We start from the raw sequence: 23,341 nt of genomic DNA on the forward strand, positions 1-23,341 counted from the left end.
CTGCCTATGTACCTTGAACGATTTGGTTTAACCCAATTTCCCTTTCACTTAACTCCAAATACAGAGCTTTTTTTAGGTTTGGAGCCTCACTATGAGGCTATTCAGACAGTACATTCTGCGATTCAGATGGGAGAAGGTTTAATCAAAGTAACAGGAGAAGTGGGGACTGGAAAAACAATGGTGTGCCGCATTCTCGTTAACCAATTGGATCAAGAGGTGCAACTGGTTTATTTGCCGAATCCTGCTCTTAATGGGGATGAGCTACGCCGAGCTATAGCAGCTGAACTGGATGTGACACCTTCTGACTCCACCACCATTGTTGGAGACATTCAAGCTAAACTTATAGAGCTAGCCCGTTTGGGAGAGCAAGTCGTTTTATTTGTTGATGAAGCTCAGGCATTGAGTGATGAGGCATTGGAAGTGTTGCGTTTATTCGGGAACTTAGAAACAGAGCACAGCAAATTATTACAAATTGTTTTGCTTGGTCAACCTGAGTTAGATACTCGTTTGGAGCAACATCACCTGCGTCAATTTAGACAGAGAATCACTTTTAGTGCCCAACTGCGAGGATTAACACTCTCAGAAGTAGTGGCTTATATTGATAACAGATTGGAAAAGTCTGGAGCAGATACAGAGTTGTTCACCCTTGGTCACAAAAAAGCAATTTGGAAGGCAAGTCGAGGAATACCAAGGTTAATCAATCAAATTTGTCACAAGTGCCTAGTGCTAGCATGCAGCCAAGGAAGCGAAATGGTGCAAAATCGACATTTGTTTAGTGCCATTCATGATACCTATGATAGCTGTAAACCGAAATTTAAAAGCCCGTTGATATGGGGTTGGAGTGTATCATGAGTGCGATTAATAACGCTCTTTCCGAATTGGCAAAGAGTCGCTCGCGGCAGGCTGAACCTGTTGTCAAAGCGCGTATCCAACCCATTAAACAGCGCAGAGTTTTTCCGTGGATTATAGGTAGTTTTACCTTGAGTCTTGCCGTGGGTGGCTGGACTCTCTCTGTTCAGTCCCCGTTGGAAGCCGAGCAAGCCCCAGCTTCTGATACCATAACGCCATTGCCTGCAAAGGTGTTATCTCCAACATCCAAACCTTCGGTGAGTACCGATACCATTTACTTGGCCGAATCTTCCAGTAAAGCTTCTGAGAAAAAACGCGTCATTTCAAGCCCCAATGCTGCACCTTTCGTTACCGCACAGACTAGGAAAAGTCAGGTCTATCAGGCTGATAAACATGCTCATCTCACTGGCGCGCCAGCCGGTGAGATGGTGATCCATCAAGTTGAGTTATCACCAGCACAGTTGTCGGAAAAAGCCCAACAGAGAGCGAGTAAAGCGTTAGAAAATAATAATCTTGATCAGGCTTTAGACGAGTACCAGCTATCTCTTCGTTATGAGCCCAATAATATTGAAGTTCGCAAGAAACTGTCAGCCTTGTATTACGGTAAAGGGGATGTCAGAAAGGCAGTCGAAATACTAAATAAAGGCATTCAAATTGATAAAGAATCGGCGGTTCTTCGGTTATCACTTGCCAAATTGCTAATAAAAGAAAAGCAAAATGATGCAGCTTTAACAGCGCTTGTACATGTTCCAGAACAGGCATCGGTTGACTATATCTCATTACGAGCCGCGTTGGCACAGAAGGCGAATCATGACGAGATTGCCCTTAATAGTTATCAGAGTTTGGTGTCTATGGAGCCAGACTCAGGTCGCTGGTGGCTGGGCCTTGGCATTCAGCAAGAAAGAGCATTGGATTTACCCGGCGCTGAACAAGCTTATCAGCAAGCGCTAAATAAGCTTGGTTTATCGAGTCAATCTCAACAGTTTATTCGTGATCGCTTGGCTCTTATCCGTCGCTTAGAGGAGCAACCTGATGCAGATTAAACTAAGAAAGCGCCTAGGCGACTTATTGGTCGAAGAAGGCATTATTACAGAGCCTCAGGTAGAAGAAGCGCTAGCCGCGCAAAAGAGCTCAGGTAGAAAATTAGGTGACACACTGATTGATCTGGGCTTTTTGACTGAGAGCGATATGCTCAACTTTTTATCTCGGCAGTTAGATATTCCTTTGATTGATTTAGCCAGAGCGCATGTCGATGTTGATGCAGTGCAGATCTTGCCTGAGGTTCATGCACGTCGACTGCGCGCTATGGTGATTGGTCGTCAAGACAATACACTCAGAATTGCTATGAGTGATCCTGCGGATTTATCGGCTCAAGAAGCGTTACTCGATCAACTGTCGCAATACACAGTAGAATTTGTCATTACACCTGAAAAACAGTTGGTTGATGGTTTTGATCGCTATTACAGGCGCACCAAAGAAATTGCGTCTTTTGCCGAACAATTGCAGGCTGAGCATCAGGTTACTGACTCATTTGACTTCAATATTGAAGACGAAGACAGTGATGAAGTAACCGTAGTCAAACTTATCAACTCGTTATTTGAAGATGCAATTCAAGTCGGAGCTTCTGATATTCATATTGAGCCAGATGCGGATGTGCTGCGTTTGCGCCAACGGATTGATGGCGTATTACATGAGACGCTACTTAACGAGGTGAATGTCGCACCTGCACTTGTGTTAAGACTCAAATTGATGGCTAATCTAGATATTTCAGAAAAGCGCTTGCCGCAAGACGGGCGTTTTAATATTCGCTCGAAAGGGCAATCGGTGGATATTCGTATGTCGACCATGCCAGTACAACACGGTGAATCAGTTGTGATGCGTTTACTCAACCAGTCTGCTGGGGTGCGCAAGCTTGAAGAATCCGGTTTACCTGAGCATCTACTGGTTCGTTTAAGACGCCAACTTAAGCGGCCACATGGCATGATTCTAGTGACAGGACCGACGGGGTCGGGTAAAACCACCACGCTTTATGGCGCGCTGACAGAGCTTAACCAGCCGGGTAAAAAAATCATTACCGTGGAAGACCCTGTCGAATATCGCTTGTCGCGGGTTAATCAGGTTCAGGTCAATCCAAAAATTGATCTCGACTTTGCTACCATCTTGCGCAGTTTTTTGCGCCAAGACCCAGATATTATTCTAGTTGGGGAGATGCGTGACCAAGAAACGGTTGAAATTGGATTGCGCGCCGCACTGACAGGGCATTTAGTGTTAAGTACTTTGCACACCAATGATGCAGTCGATAGTGCGCTACGTATGATGGATATGGGAGCACCAGGCTATCTTGTTGCCAGTGCTGTGCGAGCTGTGGTTGCCCAGCGGTTGGTGCGTAAGGTGTGTCCAGATTGTAAAACCGATGACAAATTAGAAGAGGCGAAGAAACAATGGCTAGCACAGCGTTTTCCTAATCAAGAACAAGCACCATTTGTCAAAGGGCGAGGCTGTCAAAATTGCAACCTAACTGGCTATCAAGGCAGGATAGGTGTGTTTGAAATGCTCGAATTGGAGCATGAAATGATGGATATGTTAAGAGCAGGAGACGCGGTGGGCTTTGCTGCTGTTGCTCGCCAAGCTGAAAGTTACAAACCCCTTTTAGCGTCGGCGATGGAACTGGCTTTGCAAGGCGTGGTGAGTTTAGATGAAGTCATGACGCTTGGCGAAGGCGATGCGTCAGGCTCTGTTGATGCCATTTATCTGTAGGGTACACGGATGCCAATTTTTCGCTACGAGGGACGAAATTTAGATGGCTCAGCCGCCGCTGGGCAAATTGATGCAGCTACGGAAGAAGCTGCGGCAGAATCTTTGATCAATAAAGGTGTGATACCGACCACCATCGCAGTTGGCGGTGGTGGTGGCAGTGCATTAAATTTCGATCTCAAAGCCCTATTTACCCCTTCGGTTCCACTAGAAGTACTAGTGATATTTTGTCGTCAATTGTATAGCTTGACCAAAGCTGGTGTGCCATTGCTGCGCTCTATGAAAGGGCTAACACAAAATAGCGCTAATAAGCAGCTCAAAGAAGCGTTGGAAGACGTATCCCATGAGCTTACCAATGGTCGAGGTCTATCGGCATCAATGCAAATGCATTCCAAAGTGTTTAGCCCTCTGTTTGTATCCTTAATCAACGTGGGTGAAAACACAGGTCGTTTGGACCAAGCCCTACTGCAATTAGCAAATTATTATGAACAGGAAGTGGAAACTCGCAAGCGGATAAAAACCGCAATGCGTTACCCAACTTTTGTGATCAGTTTTATTCTTGTTGCCTTATTTGTGCTTAATGTGAAGGTTATTCCTCAGTTTGCGAGTATGTTCTCTCGTTTTGGGGTTGATCTGCCTCTCCCCACTAGGATCATTATTACTACCTCAGATTTCTTTGTGAATTACTGGGGGCTGCTTTTAGCGCTTCTGCTCGGGGGCTTGTTTGCCTTTAAGACTTGGCAGCGCACTGCCCGTGGGCAGGAAAAGTGGGATAAGTTTCGTTTGCGTATGCCGATTATTGGAGATTTAGTTAACCGAGCCCAGTTATCTCGCTTTTCTCGCACCTTTGCCTTGATGCTTAAAGCCGGTGTTCCGCTGAATCAATCCTTAGCACTTTCGGCAGAAGCCTTAGAAAACAAGTTTCTAGAAAATCGTTTACTTGAGATGAAATCATCAATTGAAGCGGGTGGAACCATTTCATCCACAGCCAACAACAGTAAAGTATTTACTCCACTCGTGCTACAAATGTTGTCTGTGGGCGAAGAAACCGGTCGTATTGATGAGTTGTTACTTGAAGCGGCAGATTTTTATGATAGGGAAGTTGATTACGATCTTAAAACGCTAACCGCGCGAATAGAGCCTATATTATTAGTAGTAGTGGCGGCCATGGTGCTCATCTTGGCACTTGGAATATTCCTCCCTATGTGGGGAATGCTAGATGCTATCCAAGGCTGATATGGTGATAAGCCCAGATAGGTCGCGACTGGTCCTCTGGCTGGTTGTGATTTGCGTGTTACTGGTAAGTTTGCTGACGGCGGTGGAAAAGCTGCAAAAAGACATGGATGAAACGGCATTTTTATTGGCGAGTAAAAGAATGCTCGATAGAGCGGGGTTTTATAAACAGCAGTGGGTATTAAAAGGACAGCCAGAGCAATTAGAAATCGAAGGACAGCAAATTATCTTTTCATCCAGTGGATGGTTGCTGCCCTTAGGTGATCAGAGGAAGGCAAGTTGCCAGGCTTGGTTTGAACTCTTGTATCCAGAACAAAGGGTGCTTGATGAAGCGCCAAATCAGGTGATAGAGCGCACCATCGCAGGTCACTATGACTGTGAGTATGTATTTTCAAAGGATAGGCAAATTCGAGTTCAGTTAGTAGAAGGTAAGTTCAGCATTGGTATTAATAATGGCTAGAATAAAAAGTCTAATATTTGTCTTGGTTATAATTGGCGTATTAAGTATAATTCGCGCCGCTAGATGGCGAGTTGATAATTATGCAAGGTAAGCAGTCAGGTTTCTCTTTAGTTGAGCTTGTAGTGGTGATTGTGATTGTCGGTTTATTAGCAGTGGCAGCTTTGCCACGCTTTTTAGATGTGACAGACAGCGCTAAGAAAGCCAGCGTAGAAGGTGTAGCGGGAGGCTATGCGACCGGAGTCTTGTCTGCACGCGCGCAGTGGGAAGCGGAATCTCGCCCTTCAGTAACAGTGGATACAGAAACCTACAATAGTGTTAATTATGACGGTGTGGAGTTTTGGCTTACTAGGGCAAAAAACTCCAGCAACTCAGACACAGGGTTTCGTGATGGCTACCCATGGGCAGTAAAAAAAACCGGTGATACCAGTTTCCCAGCAGCTTTAACCGATGATATTTGTGTCGAGCTGATGGAAAATTTACTGCAAAACCCACCGGGTGTAGAGGCCGCAACAACAGCCAGTGGTAGCGACAATATTAAATATTCGGCGCAAGCGGAGAGTAATGAACGTTGTACTTATATTCAAAAAGTCGGCGGTGTTGACAATCAGTTTGTGTATGAGATTAAAACGGGCCGCGTTATTGTCACCTTGCAATAGCGGGTCAAAGTGAAAAGAGAGATGTAAGATGATGAAAAAACAAGCTGGATTCACCCTTATTGAACTGGTTGTGGTGATTGTAATTTTAGGTATCTTAGCCGTAACAGCGGCGCCTCGTTTTCTTAACCTTCAAGGTGATGCGCGTGGTGCTGCTTTGCAGGGGCTTAAAGGGGCTATTGATGGTGCGGCTGGCGTTATCTATGGTAAGGCCGCAATTGATGGAAAAGATAAACTTGCATCCTCTACTGTTTCAGATGCAACTACAACTATCAGTATAGTTTATGGCTACCCTGCAGCTACATCGGCTGGGATAGGAAACGCAATTCAAGGTACTTCTAGTACAAACCCTGATTGGGTAGGGGCTACAAGCGGTGCCACCCAAATTATTTATCGCGCTTCATCTGGACCAACTACAAACTGCGGTGTTTTGTACACTCAAGCGACTGCAACTGCTATAGCGACTTCACAGGTTATTAGTACTGGCTGCTAACCTGTTTATTTAGGCCAGCAATGCTGGCCTTTTTATTATTAAAATTTAAGGTGCTAGGCTTTTACATTAAGACAGTCTTAGTGCCTGAAATACCATTTACTATCTATACTTAAACCACGCCCATCACCTATGAAAGGTTGATATGCCTAGTAAGCAAAACCAAGGCTTTACTCTCGTTGAACTTATCACCATTGTTATCCTACTTGGAATCGTTTCTGCGTACGCTTCGAGTCGCTTTCTTGGCAAAAGCAGCTTTGATGCCCGGCTTATCGAACAAGAAGTACTTTCCTCTTTACGTTTAACTCAGCTTCGTTCTATGAATCGTAGTGGCTTTTGCGGCCGCTGGTTGATAAGCAATAACCAAGTGATGCAAGTCTCGCCAGCGGCATCAGCAGGCTCATGCAGCACTGCCCTTCCCACAGACACCAGTGACAGCAGTTATGTTAATGGCCAACAAGCCAATGTTCAGCTTAGCCTTGATGCCGATGGTAATGTCAATTTTATTGATTTTGATACTTTAGGACGCCCAGAGCAATGCACCCCCGACTGCACCGTAACGCTAACTGGCCAATCTGGTACGCAACGCTATATCTGTATCAATGCACAAGGGGGGATCTACGCCAATGCATCAAGCTGCTAAGGTACGTGGTTTTACATTGGTTGAAATGATCATTGTCATCACCATTTTGGCGATAGCCGTTGGCGGAGTTTCTACTGCCCTGTTTCCAAGAGGTAAACAAAGCGCCGATCAAATTGCGGCTGTTAAGGCGGCTGAGCTTGGACGTGCTGTTATAGATGAAGTGCTGGGCAGAAATTTTGATCACAACTCAGGCCTAAATGGGGGCTTACCTGAATGCATTTTGTCCGGCGTGTCAGGGGCGATTTGCACCGCACCAACCGCTTTAGGTCCAGAAACCGGCTCTGGAGAGAGTAACAATACCCTTTACAATGACGTTGATGATTTTAATGGTTTTAATGGTAGTGCGCGTGATGTGTTGGGAGATACCCTCAGTGAAGGCTATCAAGGTTATAACATAGCGATTAGGGTTTATTATGAGGATTTTAATGGCGGGCTGATGCAAGGCACACCATCGACCAGCATCACCCATTACAAACGAATCGAAGTGACAGTGACCGATCGTCAGGGAAATCAGTATCCGTTTGCGGTGATCAGAGGTAACTATTAATGCAACTAGAGCGCGTGCGTGGTTTTACCCTAATTGAAATGGTGGTCTCTATTACCTTGCTCGGCATTGTCGGTCTATTTATTGGCGAGGTGATCCGCCAGTCTTTAGTGCTTTATTCAGATTCAGCCAGTCGTGAAGCTTTGGTGCAGCAAGGGCGCTTTGTCACCGAAAGATTACGCAGAGAAATACGAGAAGCCGTACCCAACAGCGTGATTGTTAACAATGAGTGCATTGAAATCTTACCCATTACCAATAGTGCGATTTATCTTGATCTCCCTTCTACTTCGGCTGCTTCCAACACGATTCGAGTGCTGCCGATTGAAAAGAATATCCCAGCTAATGAGCGAGTTGTGGTCTACCCAACCGATGCCACTGAGCTTAGAACCGATGTGGTAGCAACTGGCCAAACAGCCCAAGTTCTGACAGCGGTTGATTTTGCTGTTAGTGGGGCAATGACAAGTATGGTGGATGTGACTTTGACCCAAGCAAGTGGATTTGAAACGCTTAGCCCCGCTGATCGCCTTTATTTCTATCGAGATCCAGTGGCATTTTGCCTAGTGGGTAATGAGTTATTGCGCTATTCCGGCTATTCTTTAAATAGAGCGTCGCTGACGCCAGCGTCCCTCAATACCGGAGTTCGAGTCGCAGGTAACCTAAGCGCTGTTAACTTTTTCGTCGAGCAACCACAGTTGCAACGCAATGGTTTGGTGAAAATGGAGCTGATATTTGAGGACAACGGAGAACAGGTAAGATTTGATCATGATGCGCTTATCTACAATACGCCATAAACAAACTGGCAGTGGCCTGCTGCTGGTGGTGTTTATTATTGTGGTCGTGGTTGGCTTTGTCGCCGCAGTGGCTAACCGAAACCAAGAGCGCAGCAGCGATCAGTTTATTGCTTCTGTAATCGGAACAAGGGCTGAACTGGCAGCGCGCTCTGCTGCTCAAATCGAGCTTAGCCGTTTCTATCAAACCCCATCTAGCGGCAGCTGCCAATCTCTTTCCGTCCAAGCGATAACCCTGCAAGGCACTGGTTTTTTTCAATGCTCGGCAAGCGTTAGCTGCGTCAATGTTGGTCAACTTGATGATAGCCGTAATATTTTCCAGATTACATCTACAGGGACCTGTAGTGTGGGCGATTGGCAATTACAAAGAGTAATTCAAGTAGGGCTTAAGCAATGAGACAGTTATCTTCTATTGGCTGCTTTTTACTGAGTTTGCTTTGCTCTACCTTTGTGTATGCAGCACCCCTATGTACTGATATTTTTACCGATCCTCCATCGGGCAATCAAAGCCCTAATGGTATTGTTCGCCCATCTACAGATGTTATTGGTGCTAAGCGAGGGGATTTAGAGTGTAGGAACGGAAGATGTGAGGTTAATGGGCAAGGCGTTACGGTAGATTTTCCTGCTGGAGACTGGAACTTTAATGATGGTGATCTAAAAAATGGCACCATACTCAATAGTACAGGCACTACTGCACGTTTCTATTTTGATACTCTTAAACTGTCAAATGCTGATATTAACGTAGGTGGTAATCCAGAAGACCTATTTATTTATGTTGCCGGTAGTCTTTCGATCACTGGGCAGAACAACGTCAATGGTATCATTTATGTTGCAGGTTCAGTCAATGTAGCTGGTAATGCTGATATAACAGGAGCGATTGGTGCAGGAGGGGCGCTGACAATCGGAGGTAATAGTGACGTCATTATAGATCCTGATGCGATTACCAATGCTGATTTATTGGATATGTGCGATGGTGGTTCTAATCCATCACCACAATGCTTTAGTGATGATTTCAATGCGGGGTCATTGTCTGATTTATGGGTTACCTCAACCAGTAAAGGAAGTTTTCAGCCTCAAGTAGTAAGTAATAGGCTGAGGTTTACTCAAGCCGTTCAAGACCAATCAACTTCCTCCACCTATCAGCGTCTCTTTCCTGCTGCAGATAATTTAGTTGAGATTGAGTTTGATCATTTTGCTTATGGAGGTAATGGAGCTGACGGTATTGCTATCGTTCTGTCTGATGCTCTTATTACCCCCAGAGCTGGTGCTTTTGGCGGCCCTCTTGGCTATGGTTTTAAGCCTAATGAGCCTGGATTTGCTGGTGGTTGGCTTGGGGTTGGCATCGATGAATATGGTAACTTTTCCAGAGAGGGCGGGCAAGGCTCTACCCCTGGACGCAGGCGGCAATCTGTTGCTATTCGAGGATCCGGAGTTGATGAAACAGGTTATCGATATTTAGCTGGTGCATGTAATAATGGTCAGACTAATACTAACGGTAATTGCTTATCTCCTACCGTTGATAACAATAACTCGGGTTCAATTCACCGCTATCGCATTGTTGTTGACTCACAGGTCAGTAATCAATCTCAGGTTGAGATTTCACGTAAAATAGGCAGTGGGAGTTGGCAGTCTATCGTTGGTCCAGTCAATGTTTTAGCTAGTCAGTACAATCAGGCAGCGGTACCGGCTGACTTTCTACTATCAGTAACAGGTTCTACTGGTAGTGTGACCAATATTCATGAAATAGATAATTTTGAAGTGTGTGCGCTTCGATCGCGACCTATCGATGAGCAAATCGATCACTTTCGTATCACCCATACGGGACAAGGAATAACTTGTAATCGTTCTGAAGTCACGATTCAGGCTTGCAAAAACGCTACTTGTAGTGAGTTATTTACTGATACGGTTACTGTTTCTCTAGACCCATCGAGTGTCTCTGGTGGTGGTGGTTGGGAAGGTGGAAGTTCGCAGAGTTTTACTGGTGGTTCAGGGACCTTTTACATTAGAAAATATCAACCTGGCACAATAACTTTGGATGTTATGGGTTCTAATCCACCTGCTCGACCATTTTCTACAAATTTATGCCAAATAGGCAGTGGAGGCTGGAGCGCATCAAATTGCGACCTAGTCTTTTCTGACAGTGGTTTTGAAATTGATGTACCCGATAAATATGCCGCTGAAGCCGTAGAGGTGACGATAAGCGCAGTTAAGCAGGGTGATAGTAATACTAAGTGTGATGTGGGTTTTGGCAATGTGACTAAAAGTGTGGCCCTCTGGAGTCAGCATTTAAACCCCACAGCGCCTGATATAATTGGTGATCCTAAAGTGTCAATTGATCCAACTGGAACATATGATGCACTCAATACCAGTGAGTCAGGAGCGGGTAATTTTGACTTGGCCTTTGATAGCAATGGTCAAACAAAGTTTAATCTTAATTATGACGATGCTGGGCAGTTACAACTGAATGCTAAATTTACTGGTACTGGGGATGAAAGTGGTTTGGAGTTAACTGGGGCCAGTAACTTTGTGAGTTTTCCTGCTTCTCTTGCTGTAGTAGCAAAGAACTCTGCTGGAGTTGAAGAAGAGTGCACCAGTATCGATGCGTTTTGTAATTGGTTTACTAAAGCAGGTGCGAGCTTTAACCTAGAAGTTACAGCGCTAGGTCAAACTAATCAGCCAACGCCCAACTACACACATAGCGGTATCGATGTTGCTCATAAATTGGCATCGCCTGATACTGCAACTTCTCAAGAGGGCACAATAAGCACCGTAAGCTATGATCATTCTGCTGTGGCTGGCAGCACCAATATCGTTCCCCAGTCTTTGTCAGAAGTGGGAGTATTTGATTTTACCATTACTCCTCCAGCAACATTTAATGGCAGCAACGCAAAAACCATTGCACCCGCTAAAAGTGTGTATCTGCGTTTTATTCCCGCCTACTTTGCAGCGTCTATTTTTCAATCACCTACGCTGCAAGCGACTTGCAACAACAGCTTTAGCTATATTGGCCAGCCTTTTGGCTATCTCCTTGCCCCCCGTTTAGCGCTAAACCCGAAGGCTACCAATGGTGCTGATGTCACAAACTATCAGTTTGGTGACTTTTGGCGTTATGACAGTAGTTGGCCAACGCGTTCATACAGTGATACTAATACCAGTGAATCGATTAGTTATGATGAAGATGCAGCAAGTGTTGATAGGTTTACAGACCCCGGTAACGCCTCTATAGTGCAACTAAATAACGAACAGATCACCTACGCCAAAGGTGTGAGCCCTATAAACTCTTTCTCAGCAAATCTTCAGCTCACTTTGGGTGCGAGCGATATCACCGATCAAGATGGTGTTTGTTATAAAACAGCCGATTCGAATTCCACTAGCGATTGCTTAGGTATTAGCTTTAACAGCGATAATGCAATGCAGCTTTACTGGGGGCGTTTACTCATTAATGATACCTATGGCTCTGAGCTTTCTGCGCTAAGGCAAAGACTCGAATTGCAGTATTACAATAGTAACCAGTTCGTCACTAATACGGCAGATGCTTGTACAAACTTTGGTAGCGTCACCAACTTTGATTTTAGTTCAAGTGATTACACAGTTGTCACCAGCGGTAGCCCGATTCCGCCTGAGGTTGACGCCTCCCTGACATCAGCTACAGCTAGCAGCGGCGAGTCTTGGCTTGAATTTAGTGCGCCTGGTTCTGGAAATACGGGGACGATTACCTCGTCTTTTGATATGCAGCTTAGGGGAGTGCCATGGCTTAGAGAGGATGTCGATAACGATGGCAGTTTCGATGATAATAACTCGGTTTCTGGACAGGTTCAGTTTGGTATTTACCGAGGAAGCGATCGAGTCATTTGGTGGAATGAACAAGACTAGCGTTTTTCTCAATGTTCAAAAAAACGTCACACTCGATAAATACGCTTTATTCATTGCGTGATTTTTCGACTTTGGTTAGGAATCTGTTAGAAATAACGGATTTCACCCCATGTTTATAGCTCTACACCTTGCTGATACGGCTAGGCATTGGTACATTTAGTGCAAATTTCTATCTTCTAATTCTTTCAGGACGAGCGAAGAATATGTTCAAAAAACTTCGTGGCATATTTTCTAATGACCTATCTATCGATTTAGGTACTGCCAACACTCTTATTTACGTCAAAGGACAAGGTATTGTTCTTGACGAGCCTTCAGTCGTCGCTATCCGTCAAGACCGTAACAGAGCAGGTAAAAGTGTTGCTGCTGTGGGGCACGGAGCGAAACAAATGCTTGGCCGTACTCCAGGTAACATTTCTGCCATTCGTCCAATGAAAGATGGCGTGATAGCAGACTTTTATGTCACCGAAAAAATGCTGCAGCACTTTATTAAACAAGTTCATGACAACAGTGTACTAAAGCCAAGCCCGAGAGTGTTGGTGTGTGTGCCTTGTGGTTCTACTCAGGTTGAACGCCGAGCAATTCGCGAATCGGCACTTGGCGCTGGAGCCCGTGAGGTTTATCTGATTGATGAGCCTATGGCGGCTGCAATTGGTGCAGGTCTTCGTGTTTCAGAACCTACAGGGTCCATGGTGGTTGATATTGGCGGCGGGACCACAGAAGTTGCGGTCATTTCGTTAAACGGCGTGGTGTATTCTTCGTCTGTACGAATTGGCGGAGACCGATTTGATGAAGCCATCATTAACTATGTGCGTCGTAACTACGGCAGCTTAATTGGTGAAGCGACAGCAGAAAAAATCAAGCACGAAATTGGCTCCGCTTACCCGGGTGATGAAGTCGAAGAAATCGAAGTGCGTGGCCGTAACCTAGCCGAAGGTGTGCCACGAAGCTTTAGCTTAAATTCCAATGAAATCCTTGAAGCCCTGCAAGAACCTCTCACTGGTATTGTTTCCGCCGTTATGGTTGCGCTAGAGCAATGTCCACCTGAACTTGCGTCTGATATTTCAGAGAATGGTATGGTTCTAACTGGTGGCGGTGCCTTATTAAAAGACCTTGACCGTCTTCTGACTGAAGAAACAGGCATCCCAGTTGTTATCGCTGAAGACCCATTAACCTGTGTTGCACGAGGTGGTGGTAAAGCGTTAGAAATGATCGATATGCATGGCGGCGATCTTTTCAGTGAAGAATAATCAAATAGGCCTGAATTAACCTCAGGCCTATTTGAGTGAAAAAAGGAACTCATATTCAATGAAGCCGATTTTTGGCAGAGGACCTTCACTTCAGTTACGGTTGTTTTTTGCGGTCATTATGTCAGCCAGCCTTATGCTGGCTGACAGTCGTTTAGGTGCTTTTGCTGAAATACGCTATCTTCTCAATAGTATGGTGGCACCCATTCAATACTTGGCAGATGTCCCTCGCGTTATATTTGATGATGCGTATGAGCGATTTAATATTCGCCAAGACTTTATGGAAAGCAATTACAAACTTAAACGTGAAATTCTTCGTCTTAAGAATGACATGTTACTGCTTGATCAGTACCGAGAAGAAAACCAACGTTTGCGTAAGCTGTTAGGTTCTTCATTTGTACGTGATGAGCGTAAGGTGGTGACTGAGGTGATGGCGGTAGATACTTCTCCTTATCGCCAGCAAGTTGTGATTGATAAAGGTCAGATAGATGGTGTCTACGTCGGACAGCCCGTAGCCAACGAGAAAGGGATTGTCGGGCAAGTGACTTTTGTCTCAGCGCATAATAGCCGAGTGCTTCTTCTGACTGATAGCCAAAGTGCCATTCCTGTCCAAGTTATTCGAAACGATATTCGTGTTATTGCCTCGGGTAAGGGCTCGATAGATAGGATTAATTTGGATCATATCCCTATTAGCTTAGATATTGAGGAAGGGGACCTGCTGGTTACATCTGGTCTTGGTGGGGTTTATCCAGAAGGCTACCCTGTTGCCCATGTGGCTAATGTGATGCGCGATACAGCACGAGAATTTGCGGCAATTGAGGCAGAACCTGTGGTTGATTTTGAACGTCTGCGTTACTTACTCCTTGTTTGGCCAAACGATTCTCGACAGCATAAAATTCAACAGGCATTGCCGCAAAACACGCAAGAGGTAACCGCTGGTGGCGAATAGTGTCTTAAAAGGTAAGATGGTCATTGCCTTTTCATTTTTAATTGCTTTAACCCTGCAAACCATTCCATGGCCAGGTGTTTTTGACCTATTGCGCCCTTCTTGGCTACTCTTGGTTACTTGCTATTGGGTACTGGCTTTGCCCCATAGAGTGAACGTTGGTACCGCTCTGGTTCTAGGGCTTCTCTGGGACCTTTTGCTCGGCTCTACTCTTGGTATACGTGGCATGATGATGTCCATCGTTGTTTACCTAGTCGCACTGAACTTCTTAGTATTGAGGAATATGGCACTTTGGCAGCAAGCCATACTGGTTGGTTTGCTTTCTATGATGTTAGATGTGCTTATCTTCTCTGGTGAATACTTGGTTCAGGAGGTGGCATTTAATCCATTATTACTTTGGAGTGGTCTTATCAACGCCATTCTTTGGCCATGGCTGTTTTTATTGATGCGAAGGATCAGAAGACATTGGCATGTGAGGTAAAAAATGGAACAGAAATTAATATTGGCTTCGGGCTCACCGAGGCGCAAAGAGTTATTGTCTCAGCTAGGCTATCAATTTGGTGTTATCCGAACTGATGTAGAGGAGTCTCAGAGTTTAGATGAAACACCGACACAATATGTTGAACGTCTGTCTCAAGATAAGGCTTTAGCCGGGTTAGAGATAGAAAGTGATGCTGTAGTGATCGGCTCCGACACAATTGTAGTGTGTGACAATAGGGTAATGGAGAAGCCCAATAATCTGGAACAGGCTAAGCAGATGCTTATGTCATTGTCTAACCGCGCTCATCAAGTGATGACAGCCGTGACTATAGTAAGTAGTGAGCAACAAGAGACGATAGTTGTAACTACCGATGTTTGGTTCAAGCCTCTGTCAGAGGAAGAAATCGAACAATATTGGCAAACGGGTGAACCGTGTGACAAAGCTGGTGCTTATGGAATTCAGGGGATTGGAGGACGTTTTGTAACACGTATTGAAGGTAGTTATCATGCCGTAGTCGGCCTACCATTATTCGAAACTGACCAGCTCTTGCACAAATTCTTATAATTTTAACATATTGAGGTGTACTCATGAGTGCAGAGTTGTTAATCAACGTCACCCCAAGCGAGACTCGAGTCGCTATGATTGAAGGGGGTAGCCTTCAAGAGATTCATGTAGAACGTGAAGCAAAACGAGGCATTGTTGGCAATATTTATAAAGGTAAAGTGAGCCGTGTTTTACCCGGTATGCAAGCAGCTTTTGTGGATATTGGTCTCGATAAAGCCGCGTTTCTTCACGCATCCGATATTGTCCCTCACACAGAATGTGTTGCTGAAAATGAAAAGCAGCAGTTTCAAGTTCGAGATATCTCGGAATTGGTCCGCCAAGGCCAAGACATAGTTGTTCAAGTTGTCAAAGATCCTCTTGGCACTAAAGGTGCTCGTCTTACTACCGATATTACGCTTCCCTCTCGTTATCTCGTCTTCATGCCTGGCGCGAGTCATGTTGGTGTCTCACAACGGATTGAAAGTGAAGAAGAACGTAATCGTCTTAAAAAAGTAGTAGGTCATTATTGTGACGAGGAGGGCGGGTTTATTATCCGTACCGCAGCAGAAGGAGCGGATGATAAAGAATTGTCCCAAGATGCGGCTTTTTTGAAACGCCTTTGGTCTAAGGTCAATGAACGTCGCACTAAATATAAAACCCGTTCAAATCTTTATGGTGAGTTAGGTCTTTCACAACGAATTTTACGAGATTTCGTGGGCACAGAGCTGACCAAAATATTAGTCGACTCGCGATTAGAATTTGAGAACCTGCAAGAGTTTACTTCAGAGTACGTACCAGAGCTCACCGATAAGCTTGAACTCTATGATGGTGATAAGCCAATCTTTGATATGTATGACACCGAAAACGAGGTGCAGCGTTCACTAGAACGCAAAGTGGAGTTAAAGTCAGGCGGCTATCTCATCATAGATCAGACAGAAGCAATGACAACAGTTGATATTAATACTGGAGCTTTTGTTGGTCGCCGTAACTTAGAAGAGACGATATTTAATACCAATATTGAAGCCACTCAGGCAATAGCACGTCAGCTGAGGTTACGGAATCTAGGCGGCATTATCATTATCGATTTTATTGATATGATGTCTGAAGACCACCGTAAGCGAGTACTTACTTCATTAGAAGTTGCTCTAAATAAAGATAGAGTAAAAACGAATATTAATGGATTCACTCAGTTGGGTTTGGTTGAAATGACTCGTAAACGAACCCGAGAGAGTATTGAACATGTTTTATGTTCAAGCTGCCCTACTTGTGAAGGTCGAGGTAGTGTTAAGACAGTCGATACTGTGTGCTATGAAATTTTGCGAGAGATCACCAGAGTGAATCGAGCATATGAGGCCGATAAATTTGTTGTTTACGCATCTCCAGCAGTGGCAGATAACTTGCAAGGAGAAGAATCTCACGCATTGGCAGAATTAGAGGTTTTTATTGGAAAGCAGGTTAAAGTGCAAGCTGAACCTTTATATGTTCAAGAGCAATTTGACGTAGTCATGATGTAGGCTGTTTGTGAATAGACTAACGACTCAATTTATTCTTCATGGACTTTCGTGGCTAGCGGTTGTCTTTTGTGTCACTTTAGCTGTGTTTGTCACAACCTTGAGGATAGCTCTACCACAACTTAACCATTTCAAGGGAGAAATTCAGCATTGGGTCAACCAAGGTTCGGAGCTGGATTTTGAAATTGATCAAATCAGTGGTTTTTGGCGTAACACCCACCCTTCAATATCACTGAAAAATGTTCAAGCTAATACCCCAGAATCAAGTGGGATCCACTTTTCAGTTCAAACGGTTGAAGTTGAGTTTGATCTGGTTCAATCACTGTTAGATATGAGGCCAGTCATCGCTGATCTTAGCATGAACAAACTCAATCTAGACCTGAGTTCTGTTACATGGGCTCAATCCGGTGGTACAAAGGTTTTACAGCCTAAAACAGAGCAGCGAAGCGTTATTGAAAAACTTGATCAGTTGTTGTTACGTCAGCTAGATAGTTTTCTTTTGCAAGACTCTGAAATTCGGATCCAAGGGGTTGATGGCTCAGTTCGAGAGCTCGATATCAGTCAATTGTTTTGGCAAAACAAGGGTCAACACCACATCGCTGATGGTGAAGTTAGTATCGCTGATACCAATTTAAACTCTGCACAGGTTAAAGCAAATTTTGTTGATCATGGATCTTTAGCTGAGGTTAGTGGTGAGTTCTATTTAGCAGTAGATAATGTACTGATTACACCTTGGCTAACTCAGTATCTACAAACCGAAACGGGTATTGAGAAGGGACAAGTAAGCCTCAATAGCTGGATGAATCTTGAACACAACCAACCAGTCAGTGCTTATGTTGAAATAGAACCTTCGGAACTTATTTGGCAAGAAGGCCAACAGCATGAATTGATGATTGAGTCAGGAATTTTAGAGTTAGAACCAAGTGAGCAAGGTTGGCAAGTCAATGCTCACGCCTTCAAGCTACGCACCGATCATGAGCCTTGGCCTGAGCTTGATGCCGCATTTAGCTGGCAAGCTGAAGATTGGTCTCTTAATGTATCACAGCTTGATCTAAAAGCTGTCGCTCCTCTGGCCAAGCTTTTCCCAAACTCCAAACAAGTATCGCAACTATTAGAAACATTAAATCTTGGCGGCTCTCTTGAAGACATTCGTCTATCAATGAAGGGAGCCGATTTTGATTCACTTAAATACTCGATGCAGCTTAATGATGGCTCAATGAAGCAATGGGAGCTATTGCCCGGCGTTAAACACCTTTCAGCTGACATATCAGGTAATCGTTACCAAGCTAAGTCCAAAGTAAGCCTTATTGATGATGTTTTACCTTATGGTGATGTATTTCAGGCGCCGCTTAACATTAAACAAGGTCAGCTAGATATTGTATGGCAAAGCGATACTAATGGTTGGTCGTTGTGGGCAGATAAAGTCACTGTGGCGACTCCTGATCTTCAAGTTCTGGGAGAGTTTCGCCTTGATTTTCCAAAAGAACAAAGTCCATTTTTATCATTTTATGCTGAAGCAGACCTTTATAATGCTGGAGAAACTTGGCGCTATTTACCTGCGTTAGCTTTAGGGCGTGACTTGACTGACTACTTGTCGAGCGGTGTTCAAGCAGGTAAGGTCAAGACTTCCAAACTACTCTGGTATGGCGAATTAGGTGACTTTCCCTACAGCAATAATAATGGTGTATTTCAGGCGTGGGTTGGGCTTAAAAATGCCAAGTTTAGTTTTGATACCGCTTGGCCAACTATTACTGACTTGCAGCTCGACCTACTCTTTCAAAACGACTCGCTTTATCTCGATTCTCATGGCGCAACCTTAACCGATATAAAAGCAACCCGTATTACAGGGCAAATACCAAGGCTTGGGTCCGGCGGACATATAGAAATTGAAGCGAGTGCAGTCGGGCAGGGAAACTCAGTTAAAGATTATATGATGTCATCACCGCTGGTTGATTCCGTTGGCGCTGCATTGACCACGGTTCAAGTAAAAGGGGAAGTGAAATCAAGTTTTAAGCTCAATGTGCCTTTTGATTCCGAAAAGGAGGTACGAGCTTGGGGTCATGCTGATCTGACGAATGCAAAAGTTGCGATTAAAACCCCAGAAATGAATTTAGAGAAGGTGTCAGGACGCATTAAGTTTGATAATGACGTCGTTCGTGCTGCTGGACTAACAGGAAGTCTATTAGAACAACCAGTTGCATTGGACTTTAGAGGGGAAAATGCAGACCAAGGATACGATGTTAATATCGACGTGGTTGGTGACTGGGAGCTTAAACCTTTAGCTTCTTATCTTGGTAAGCGCTGGATAGAACCAGTTAATGGTCATGTTCCATGGCAAATGGGCATTGCGATTCAACTCAATGATGTCGGTTTTTCTTACCAGATTGACACTAATGCTGATTTAAAAATGGTGTCTAGCGATTATCCTTACCCTCTCAAAAAAGAGCTCAATCAGGCTTGGAAAGCGCGCATGCAAGCGTCAGGAAATCAAGAAAGTATCAGTGCACGTTTGCAATTACCTAACTTTAAGTACAAGACCGAAATTGATATTCGCCCTGATACCCCTGTACTTAAGGCCACGAATCTGGTTCTTGGTAAAGGTAGTTTTAAAATCAGCCCGATTTCCGGTCATCAAGCACAGGTTCGCCTAGATAAGCTCAACTTTGATCAGTGGATGGATTTGATATCTAACTCGGAAAGTGAAGGAACCGCATCCCTTGATAATATGAATATGCCAGAAATTCCAATGCCTAATCGTATTGACCTTGACGTCGAGGAGTTGACGCTTGGAGGCATTTGGTGGAATGACGTAGATTTTAGAGCCAAGAGGAAAAACTTAGGCTGGCATATGAGCCTAGAAAGCCAGGAGGCAGCTGGGGAAGCAAACTATATAGAGCCTTATGATCTTGCTGTTTCTTTCGATAGGCTGCACGTCTATGTTCCTGCTTTAGATAAAGAATATAAAGATGTGACCTTGTTTAAAGCAGGTAGAGATCAACAAGAACTTATTAGTGATTTTGAACGTTCTTTCCATGAATACATTCCCAATATAACGCTCACCATCGATGATTTTTGGTTGCAAGGATATAAAGTTGGTAAAGTCCTGATGGACCTAGAACGTCATGAAGATGTACTTGAATGGAAGAAGTTAAATTTTGAAAGTGGCCGCAGCAAAGTCGCTATGAACGGCTCGTGGCGACTTGGTGAGCAGCAAAGTCATACTCAGCTTAATATTAGTATGTCAGGAGAAAATAATAGTGATGTCATGGAGCGTTTTGGCATTACTTCTGGGATTCAGCAGGCTCCATTTGATCTCGATTCTAAAGTCGAATGGGATGGCTCTCCATGGTCGGTGAAAGTTAATACCTTGGAAGGCCATGTTTCTTTGAAATTAGGTAAAGGTCAAGTGACAGGTGCCACTGGGGCTGCAAGGCTTTTAGGCTTGTTTAGTCTAGACTCCATCATACGTAAGATGCAGCTGGACTTCAGCGATGTATTTGATGGTGGAATGGCATTTAACTCAATAACCGGAACGGGTGATATCAAGAATGGGATATTCCTTACTAATGATATCAAAATGGATGCTTTGGCGGGTGAGATGACGATTAAAGGTTTGGCAAATCTCAACTCCAAAACCGTTGATGCAGAAGTTAATTTTGTACCCGATATTACTTCGGGTATTCCAGTTCTTACAGCATTTGCGGTGACACCCACAACGGCTTTGTATGTTTTAGCTATCACAACCGTGATATCTCCTGTGGTTGAAGTTTTCACCCAAGTTAATTACGAAGTTAAGGGACCGCTTGATAACCCTGAGGTTAAGGAGCTATCGAGGAGTAAAGGAGAGTTTAAGCTACCAGAAACTCTGCGTGAAGCGATTAAATAGGGGAAAATAAATCATGCCCAAGATAGCAATTATTCAGATGACTTCTGGGCCAGATCCTCAAGAGAATCTGGCCTATATTAAGCGTCAGGCTATATTGTTGGCCGAACAAGGTGCAAAGCTCATTGTTACACCTGAAAATAGCTTAGTCTTTGGAAGTCGACAGGATTATCACAAGGTTGCAGAGTCATTAGCTGAAGGGGAGCTTCAGAGTGAATTATCCCAGTTAGCAAAATCTACCGCGACCTTTCTGGTTGTTGGGAGTATGCCGATTCGCCGAGCAAAAGGAGTGACGACGACATCCTTGGTATATAATTCTCAAGGTGAGTTAATGGCACACTATGATAAATTACATATGTTTGATGTTGATGTTGAGGACTCTCACCAGCGTTATCGGGAATCTGAAACATTCACGCCAGGGGATCAAGTGGTCACGGTTAATACTCCAGTTGGTCATCTAGGTTTATCAATTTGCTATGATGTGCGTTTTCCTCATTTATACAGTGAATTGGTTCAACGAGGAGCCAATATTTTATTGGTTCCAGCAGCCTTCACGGCAGTAACTGGTGCAGCGCATTGGGAGCCCTTGCTACGTGCCCGTGCAATTGAAACTCAAAGCTGGATTATAGCGTCCAATCAAACTGGCACTCATCGATGTGGCCGAGAAACTTGGGGGCACTCAATGGTAATATCCCCATGGGGAGAGGTTATCGCTAGTTTAGATAGCCTTCCAGACAATTTAGTCGTTGACTTGGATTTAGACCGAGTTGAAGCCGTGCGATCTGCGATGCCAACACTCAAGCACATTCGCTTTGAAACCCATTTAAATGTTTAAGAGCTAACTATGACAATAAATCATGTAGAAGAGGTATTACTATCTTCAGGGGGCCTGACCGCACAGGACATAGAACAAACTTTGGCAAGTATTGCCACACGTCAGATTGATTATGCCGACATTTATTTTCAGTCGAGTTGGCATGAGTCATTAGTTCTTGAAGATAGTATTATCAAAGACGGCTCTTTTAATATCGACCGTGGTGTCGGTGTTAGAGCGGTTGCTGGTGAAAAAACAGGCTTTGCCTATTCGGATCAAATCCAGCTAGACGCACTAAAACAAAGTGCTCTCGCGGCAAGAGGCATTGCTCAGCAAGGTCAGAGCGCTCAAGTTCAGGCTTTGAAACCGAGCAGCAACCAGCAGGTATATGGTGCTGTGAATCCATTGGAAAGTTGGCAAAAACAACAAAAAACCCAGCTGCTCAAAGAATTGGATGCTTATATTCGAGCTAAAGAGCCTCTGATTAAAGAAGTATCGATAAGTCTCAGCGGTGTACATGAACAAATGCTCGTTGCTGCAACCGATGGTACATATGCAGGTGATATTCGCCCATTGGTTCGATTATCAATTAGTGTCCTAGCTCAGCGTGGTGAGCGTCGTGAACGAGGCAGCTCTGGTGGCGGTGGACGCTTCAACTATGATTTTTTCCTCACTCAAGAGAAGGGCAGTAAAGTCGCCTACCAATATGCAGATGAGGCAATCCGCATGGCACTGGTTAACCTTGACGCAGATGCAGCGCCTGCCGGAGCTATGCCAGTTGTACTGGGTGCAGGCTGGCCTGGTGTGTTATTGCATGAGGCTGTTGGACATGGGTTAGAAGGAGATTTTAACCGTAAAGAGTCGTCAGTCTTTAGTGGTAAGGTGGGTCAGAAAGTCACATCAGAGCTTTGTACTATTGTCGATGACGGGACTTTGCAAGATCTCCGTGGTTCACTCAACATTGATGATGAAGGTGTTGCTGGTCAGTACAATACCCTGATTGAAAATGGTGTATTGAAGGGCTATATGCAAGATAAACATAATGCCCGCTTGATGGGAGTAGAGCCGACAGGTAATGGACGCCGTGAGTCTTATGCGCACTTACCTATGCCTCGTATGACTAACACTTATATGCTACCCGGAAAGCACGCTCCTGAAGAAATAATTTCTACTGTAGAGAAGGGGTTGTACGCACCTAACTTTGGTGGCGGACAAGTTGATATTACCTCTGGTAAATTTGTATTCTCAACCTCAGAAGCTTATTTGATCGAAAAGGGCAAAATCACACGTCCAGTTAAGGGAGCGACTTTAATAGGCTCAGGCATCGAAGCCATGCAGCAAGTTTCCATGGTTGGTAATGATTTGAGCATAGATCGCGGAGTTGGTGTATGCGGCAAAGCGGGACAGAGTGTTCCTGTTGGAGTAGGACAGCCAACGCTTAAGTTGGATTCCTTGACGGTTGGCGGTACTGACTAGACACTCTAATATGGGTTGGCATAGTAGTCTGCCAACCCTAGAAGATATAATTGAGCTAAGTGTATAAAAAAAGCCTCATCAAATGATGAGGCTTTTTTTATAAGTGGCTCCCCCTGCGGGACTCGAACCTGCGACATACGGATTAACAGTCCGCCG

General features: G+C 44.5%; 20 protein-coding genes. All 20 read left to right on the top strand.

Annotation, left to right across the window (positions count from 1 at the left end):
• Nucleotides 1–6: 6 nt before the first annotated feature.
• Nucleotides 7–852 carry an AAA family ATPase gene (locus AAFM34_RS06865; protein ID WP_341661251.1) on the top strand — a complete coding sequence of 282 codons (846 nt, stop codon included), beginning with the start codon at nucleotides 7–9 and terminating at the stop codon, nucleotides 850–852.
• Nucleotides 849–1,892: a tetratricopeptide repeat protein gene (locus tag AAFM34_RS06870; protein WP_341661253.1), complete on the top strand. Its 1,044-nt coding sequence runs from the start codon at nucleotides 849–851 to the stop codon at nucleotides 1,890–1,892. The genes AAFM34_RS06865 and AAFM34_RS06870 overlap by 4 nt, the downstream gene beginning before the upstream one ends.
• Nucleotides 1,882–3,606, top strand: coding sequence for a GspE/PulE family protein (locus AAFM34_RS06875; RefSeq protein WP_341661255.1), 1,725 nt, complete (start codon nucleotides 1,882–1,884; stop codon nucleotides 3,604–3,606). The genes AAFM34_RS06870 and AAFM34_RS06875 overlap by 11 nt, the downstream gene beginning before the upstream one ends.
• A gap of 9 nt (nucleotides 3,607–3,615) precedes the next feature.
• Complete coding sequence (locus AAFM34_RS06880) at nucleotides 3,616–4,839, top strand: type II secretion system F family protein (RefSeq protein WP_341661257.1); 1,224 nt, start codon at nucleotides 3,616–3,618, stop codon at nucleotides 4,837–4,839.
• Nucleotides 4,823–5,296: an MSHA biogenesis protein MshF gene (locus AAFM34_RS06885; RefSeq protein ID WP_341661259.1), complete on the top strand. Its 474-nt coding sequence runs from the start codon at nucleotides 4,823–4,825 to the stop codon at nucleotides 5,294–5,296. Before AAFM34_RS06880 ends, AAFM34_RS06885 begins: the two co-directional genes overlap by 17 nt.
• Nucleotides 5,297–5,376: 80 nt before the next feature.
• The gene (locus AAFM34_RS06890) at nucleotides 5,377–5,952 is read left to right on the top strand and encodes a prepilin-type N-terminal cleavage/methylation domain-containing protein (protein WP_341661261.1); all 576 of its coding nucleotides are present in this window, start codon (nucleotides 5,377–5,379) and stop codon (nucleotides 5,950–5,952) included.
• 31 nt (nucleotides 5,953–5,983) lie between these two features.
• On the top strand, nucleotides 5,984–6,442 hold the full coding sequence (locus AAFM34_RS06895; RefSeq protein WP_341661290.1) for a type II secretion system protein: 459 nt from the start codon (nucleotides 5,984–5,986) through the stop codon (nucleotides 6,440–6,442).
• Between the two features lie 142 nt (nucleotides 6,443–6,584).
• On the top strand, nucleotides 6,585–7,082 hold the full coding sequence (locus AAFM34_RS06900) for a type II secretion system protein (protein WP_341661263.1): 498 nt from the start codon (nucleotides 6,585–6,587) through the stop codon (nucleotides 7,080–7,082).
• Nucleotides 7,066–7,629, top strand: coding sequence for a type II secretion system protein (locus AAFM34_RS06905; RefSeq protein WP_341661265.1), 564 nt, complete (start codon nucleotides 7,066–7,068; stop codon nucleotides 7,627–7,629). The genes AAFM34_RS06900 and AAFM34_RS06905 overlap by 17 nt, the downstream gene beginning before the upstream one ends.
• A complete protein-coding gene (locus tag AAFM34_RS06910) occupies nucleotides 7,629–8,417 on the top strand; it encodes a type II secretion system protein (RefSeq protein WP_341661267.1) in 789 nt (262 codons plus the stop codon). The genes AAFM34_RS06905 and AAFM34_RS06910 overlap by 1 nt, the downstream gene beginning before the upstream one ends.
• Nucleotides 8,389–8,811 (top strand): MSHA biogenesis protein MshP, encoded by a 423-nt coding sequence (locus AAFM34_RS06915; RefSeq protein ID WP_341661269.1) that lies wholly within the window; start codon nucleotides 8,389–8,391, stop codon nucleotides 8,809–8,811. Before AAFM34_RS06910 ends, AAFM34_RS06915 begins: the two co-directional genes overlap by 29 nt.
• Nucleotides 8,808–12,287, top strand: a complete 3,480-nt coding sequence (locus AAFM34_RS06920; RefSeq protein WP_341661271.1) for a DUF6701 domain-containing protein — start codon at nucleotides 8,808–8,810, stop codon at nucleotides 12,285–12,287. Before AAFM34_RS06915 ends, AAFM34_RS06920 begins: the two co-directional genes overlap by 4 nt.
• A gap of 203 nt (nucleotides 12,288–12,490) precedes the next feature.
• The gene (locus AAFM34_RS06925) at nucleotides 12,491–13,534 is read left to right on the top strand and encodes a rod shape-determining protein (RefSeq protein ID WP_114787462.1); all 1,044 of its coding nucleotides are present in this window, start codon (nucleotides 12,491–12,493) and stop codon (nucleotides 13,532–13,534) included.
• A gap of 58 nt (nucleotides 13,535–13,592) precedes the next feature.
• Entirely contained in the window at nucleotides 13,593–14,480 is an 888-nt protein-coding gene (gene mreC, locus AAFM34_RS06930) for a rod shape-determining protein MreC (RefSeq protein WP_341661275.1), read from the top strand.
• The gene (gene mreD / locus AAFM34_RS06935) at nucleotides 14,470–14,958 is read left to right on the top strand and encodes a rod shape-determining protein MreD (RefSeq protein WP_160932358.1); all 489 of its coding nucleotides are present in this window, start codon (nucleotides 14,470–14,472) and stop codon (nucleotides 14,956–14,958) included. Before mreC ends, mreD begins: the two co-directional genes overlap by 11 nt.
• A 3-nt stretch (nucleotides 14,959–14,961) precedes the next feature.
• On the top strand, nucleotides 14,962–15,522 hold the full coding sequence (locus AAFM34_RS06940) for a Maf family protein (protein ID WP_341661279.1): 561 nt from the start codon (nucleotides 14,962–14,964) through the stop codon (nucleotides 15,520–15,522).
• 23 nt (nucleotides 15,523–15,545) lie between these two features.
• Nucleotides 15,546–17,015 (top strand): ribonuclease G, encoded by a 1,470-nt coding sequence (gene rng / locus AAFM34_RS06945; protein ID WP_341661281.1) that lies wholly within the window; start codon nucleotides 15,546–15,548, stop codon nucleotides 17,013–17,015.
• A gap of 7 nt (nucleotides 17,016–17,022) precedes the next feature.
• Nucleotides 17,023–20,898 carry a YhdP family protein gene (locus tag AAFM34_RS06950; RefSeq protein WP_371833255.1) on the top strand — a complete coding sequence of 1,292 codons (3,876 nt, stop codon included), beginning with the start codon at nucleotides 17,023–17,025 and terminating at the stop codon, nucleotides 20,896–20,898.
• Between the two features lie 13 nt (nucleotides 20,899–20,911).
• Entirely contained in the window at nucleotides 20,912–21,730 is an 819-nt protein-coding gene (locus AAFM34_RS06955) for a carbon-nitrogen hydrolase family protein (protein WP_341661283.1), read from the top strand.
• 9 nt (nucleotides 21,731–21,739) lie between these two features.
• Nucleotides 21,740–23,185 carry a metalloprotease TldD gene (gene tldD / locus AAFM34_RS06960; protein ID WP_341661285.1) on the top strand — a complete coding sequence of 482 codons (1,446 nt, stop codon included), beginning with the start codon at nucleotides 21,740–21,742 and terminating at the stop codon, nucleotides 23,183–23,185.
• The last annotated feature ends 156 nt before the right edge of the window (nucleotides 23,186–23,341 follow it).

It is taken from the genome of Vibrio sp. (assembly GCF_038138445.1).
In the GTDB taxonomy this organism is placed as follows: Bacteria; Pseudomonadota; Gammaproteobacteria; order Enterobacterales; family Vibrionaceae; genus Vibrio.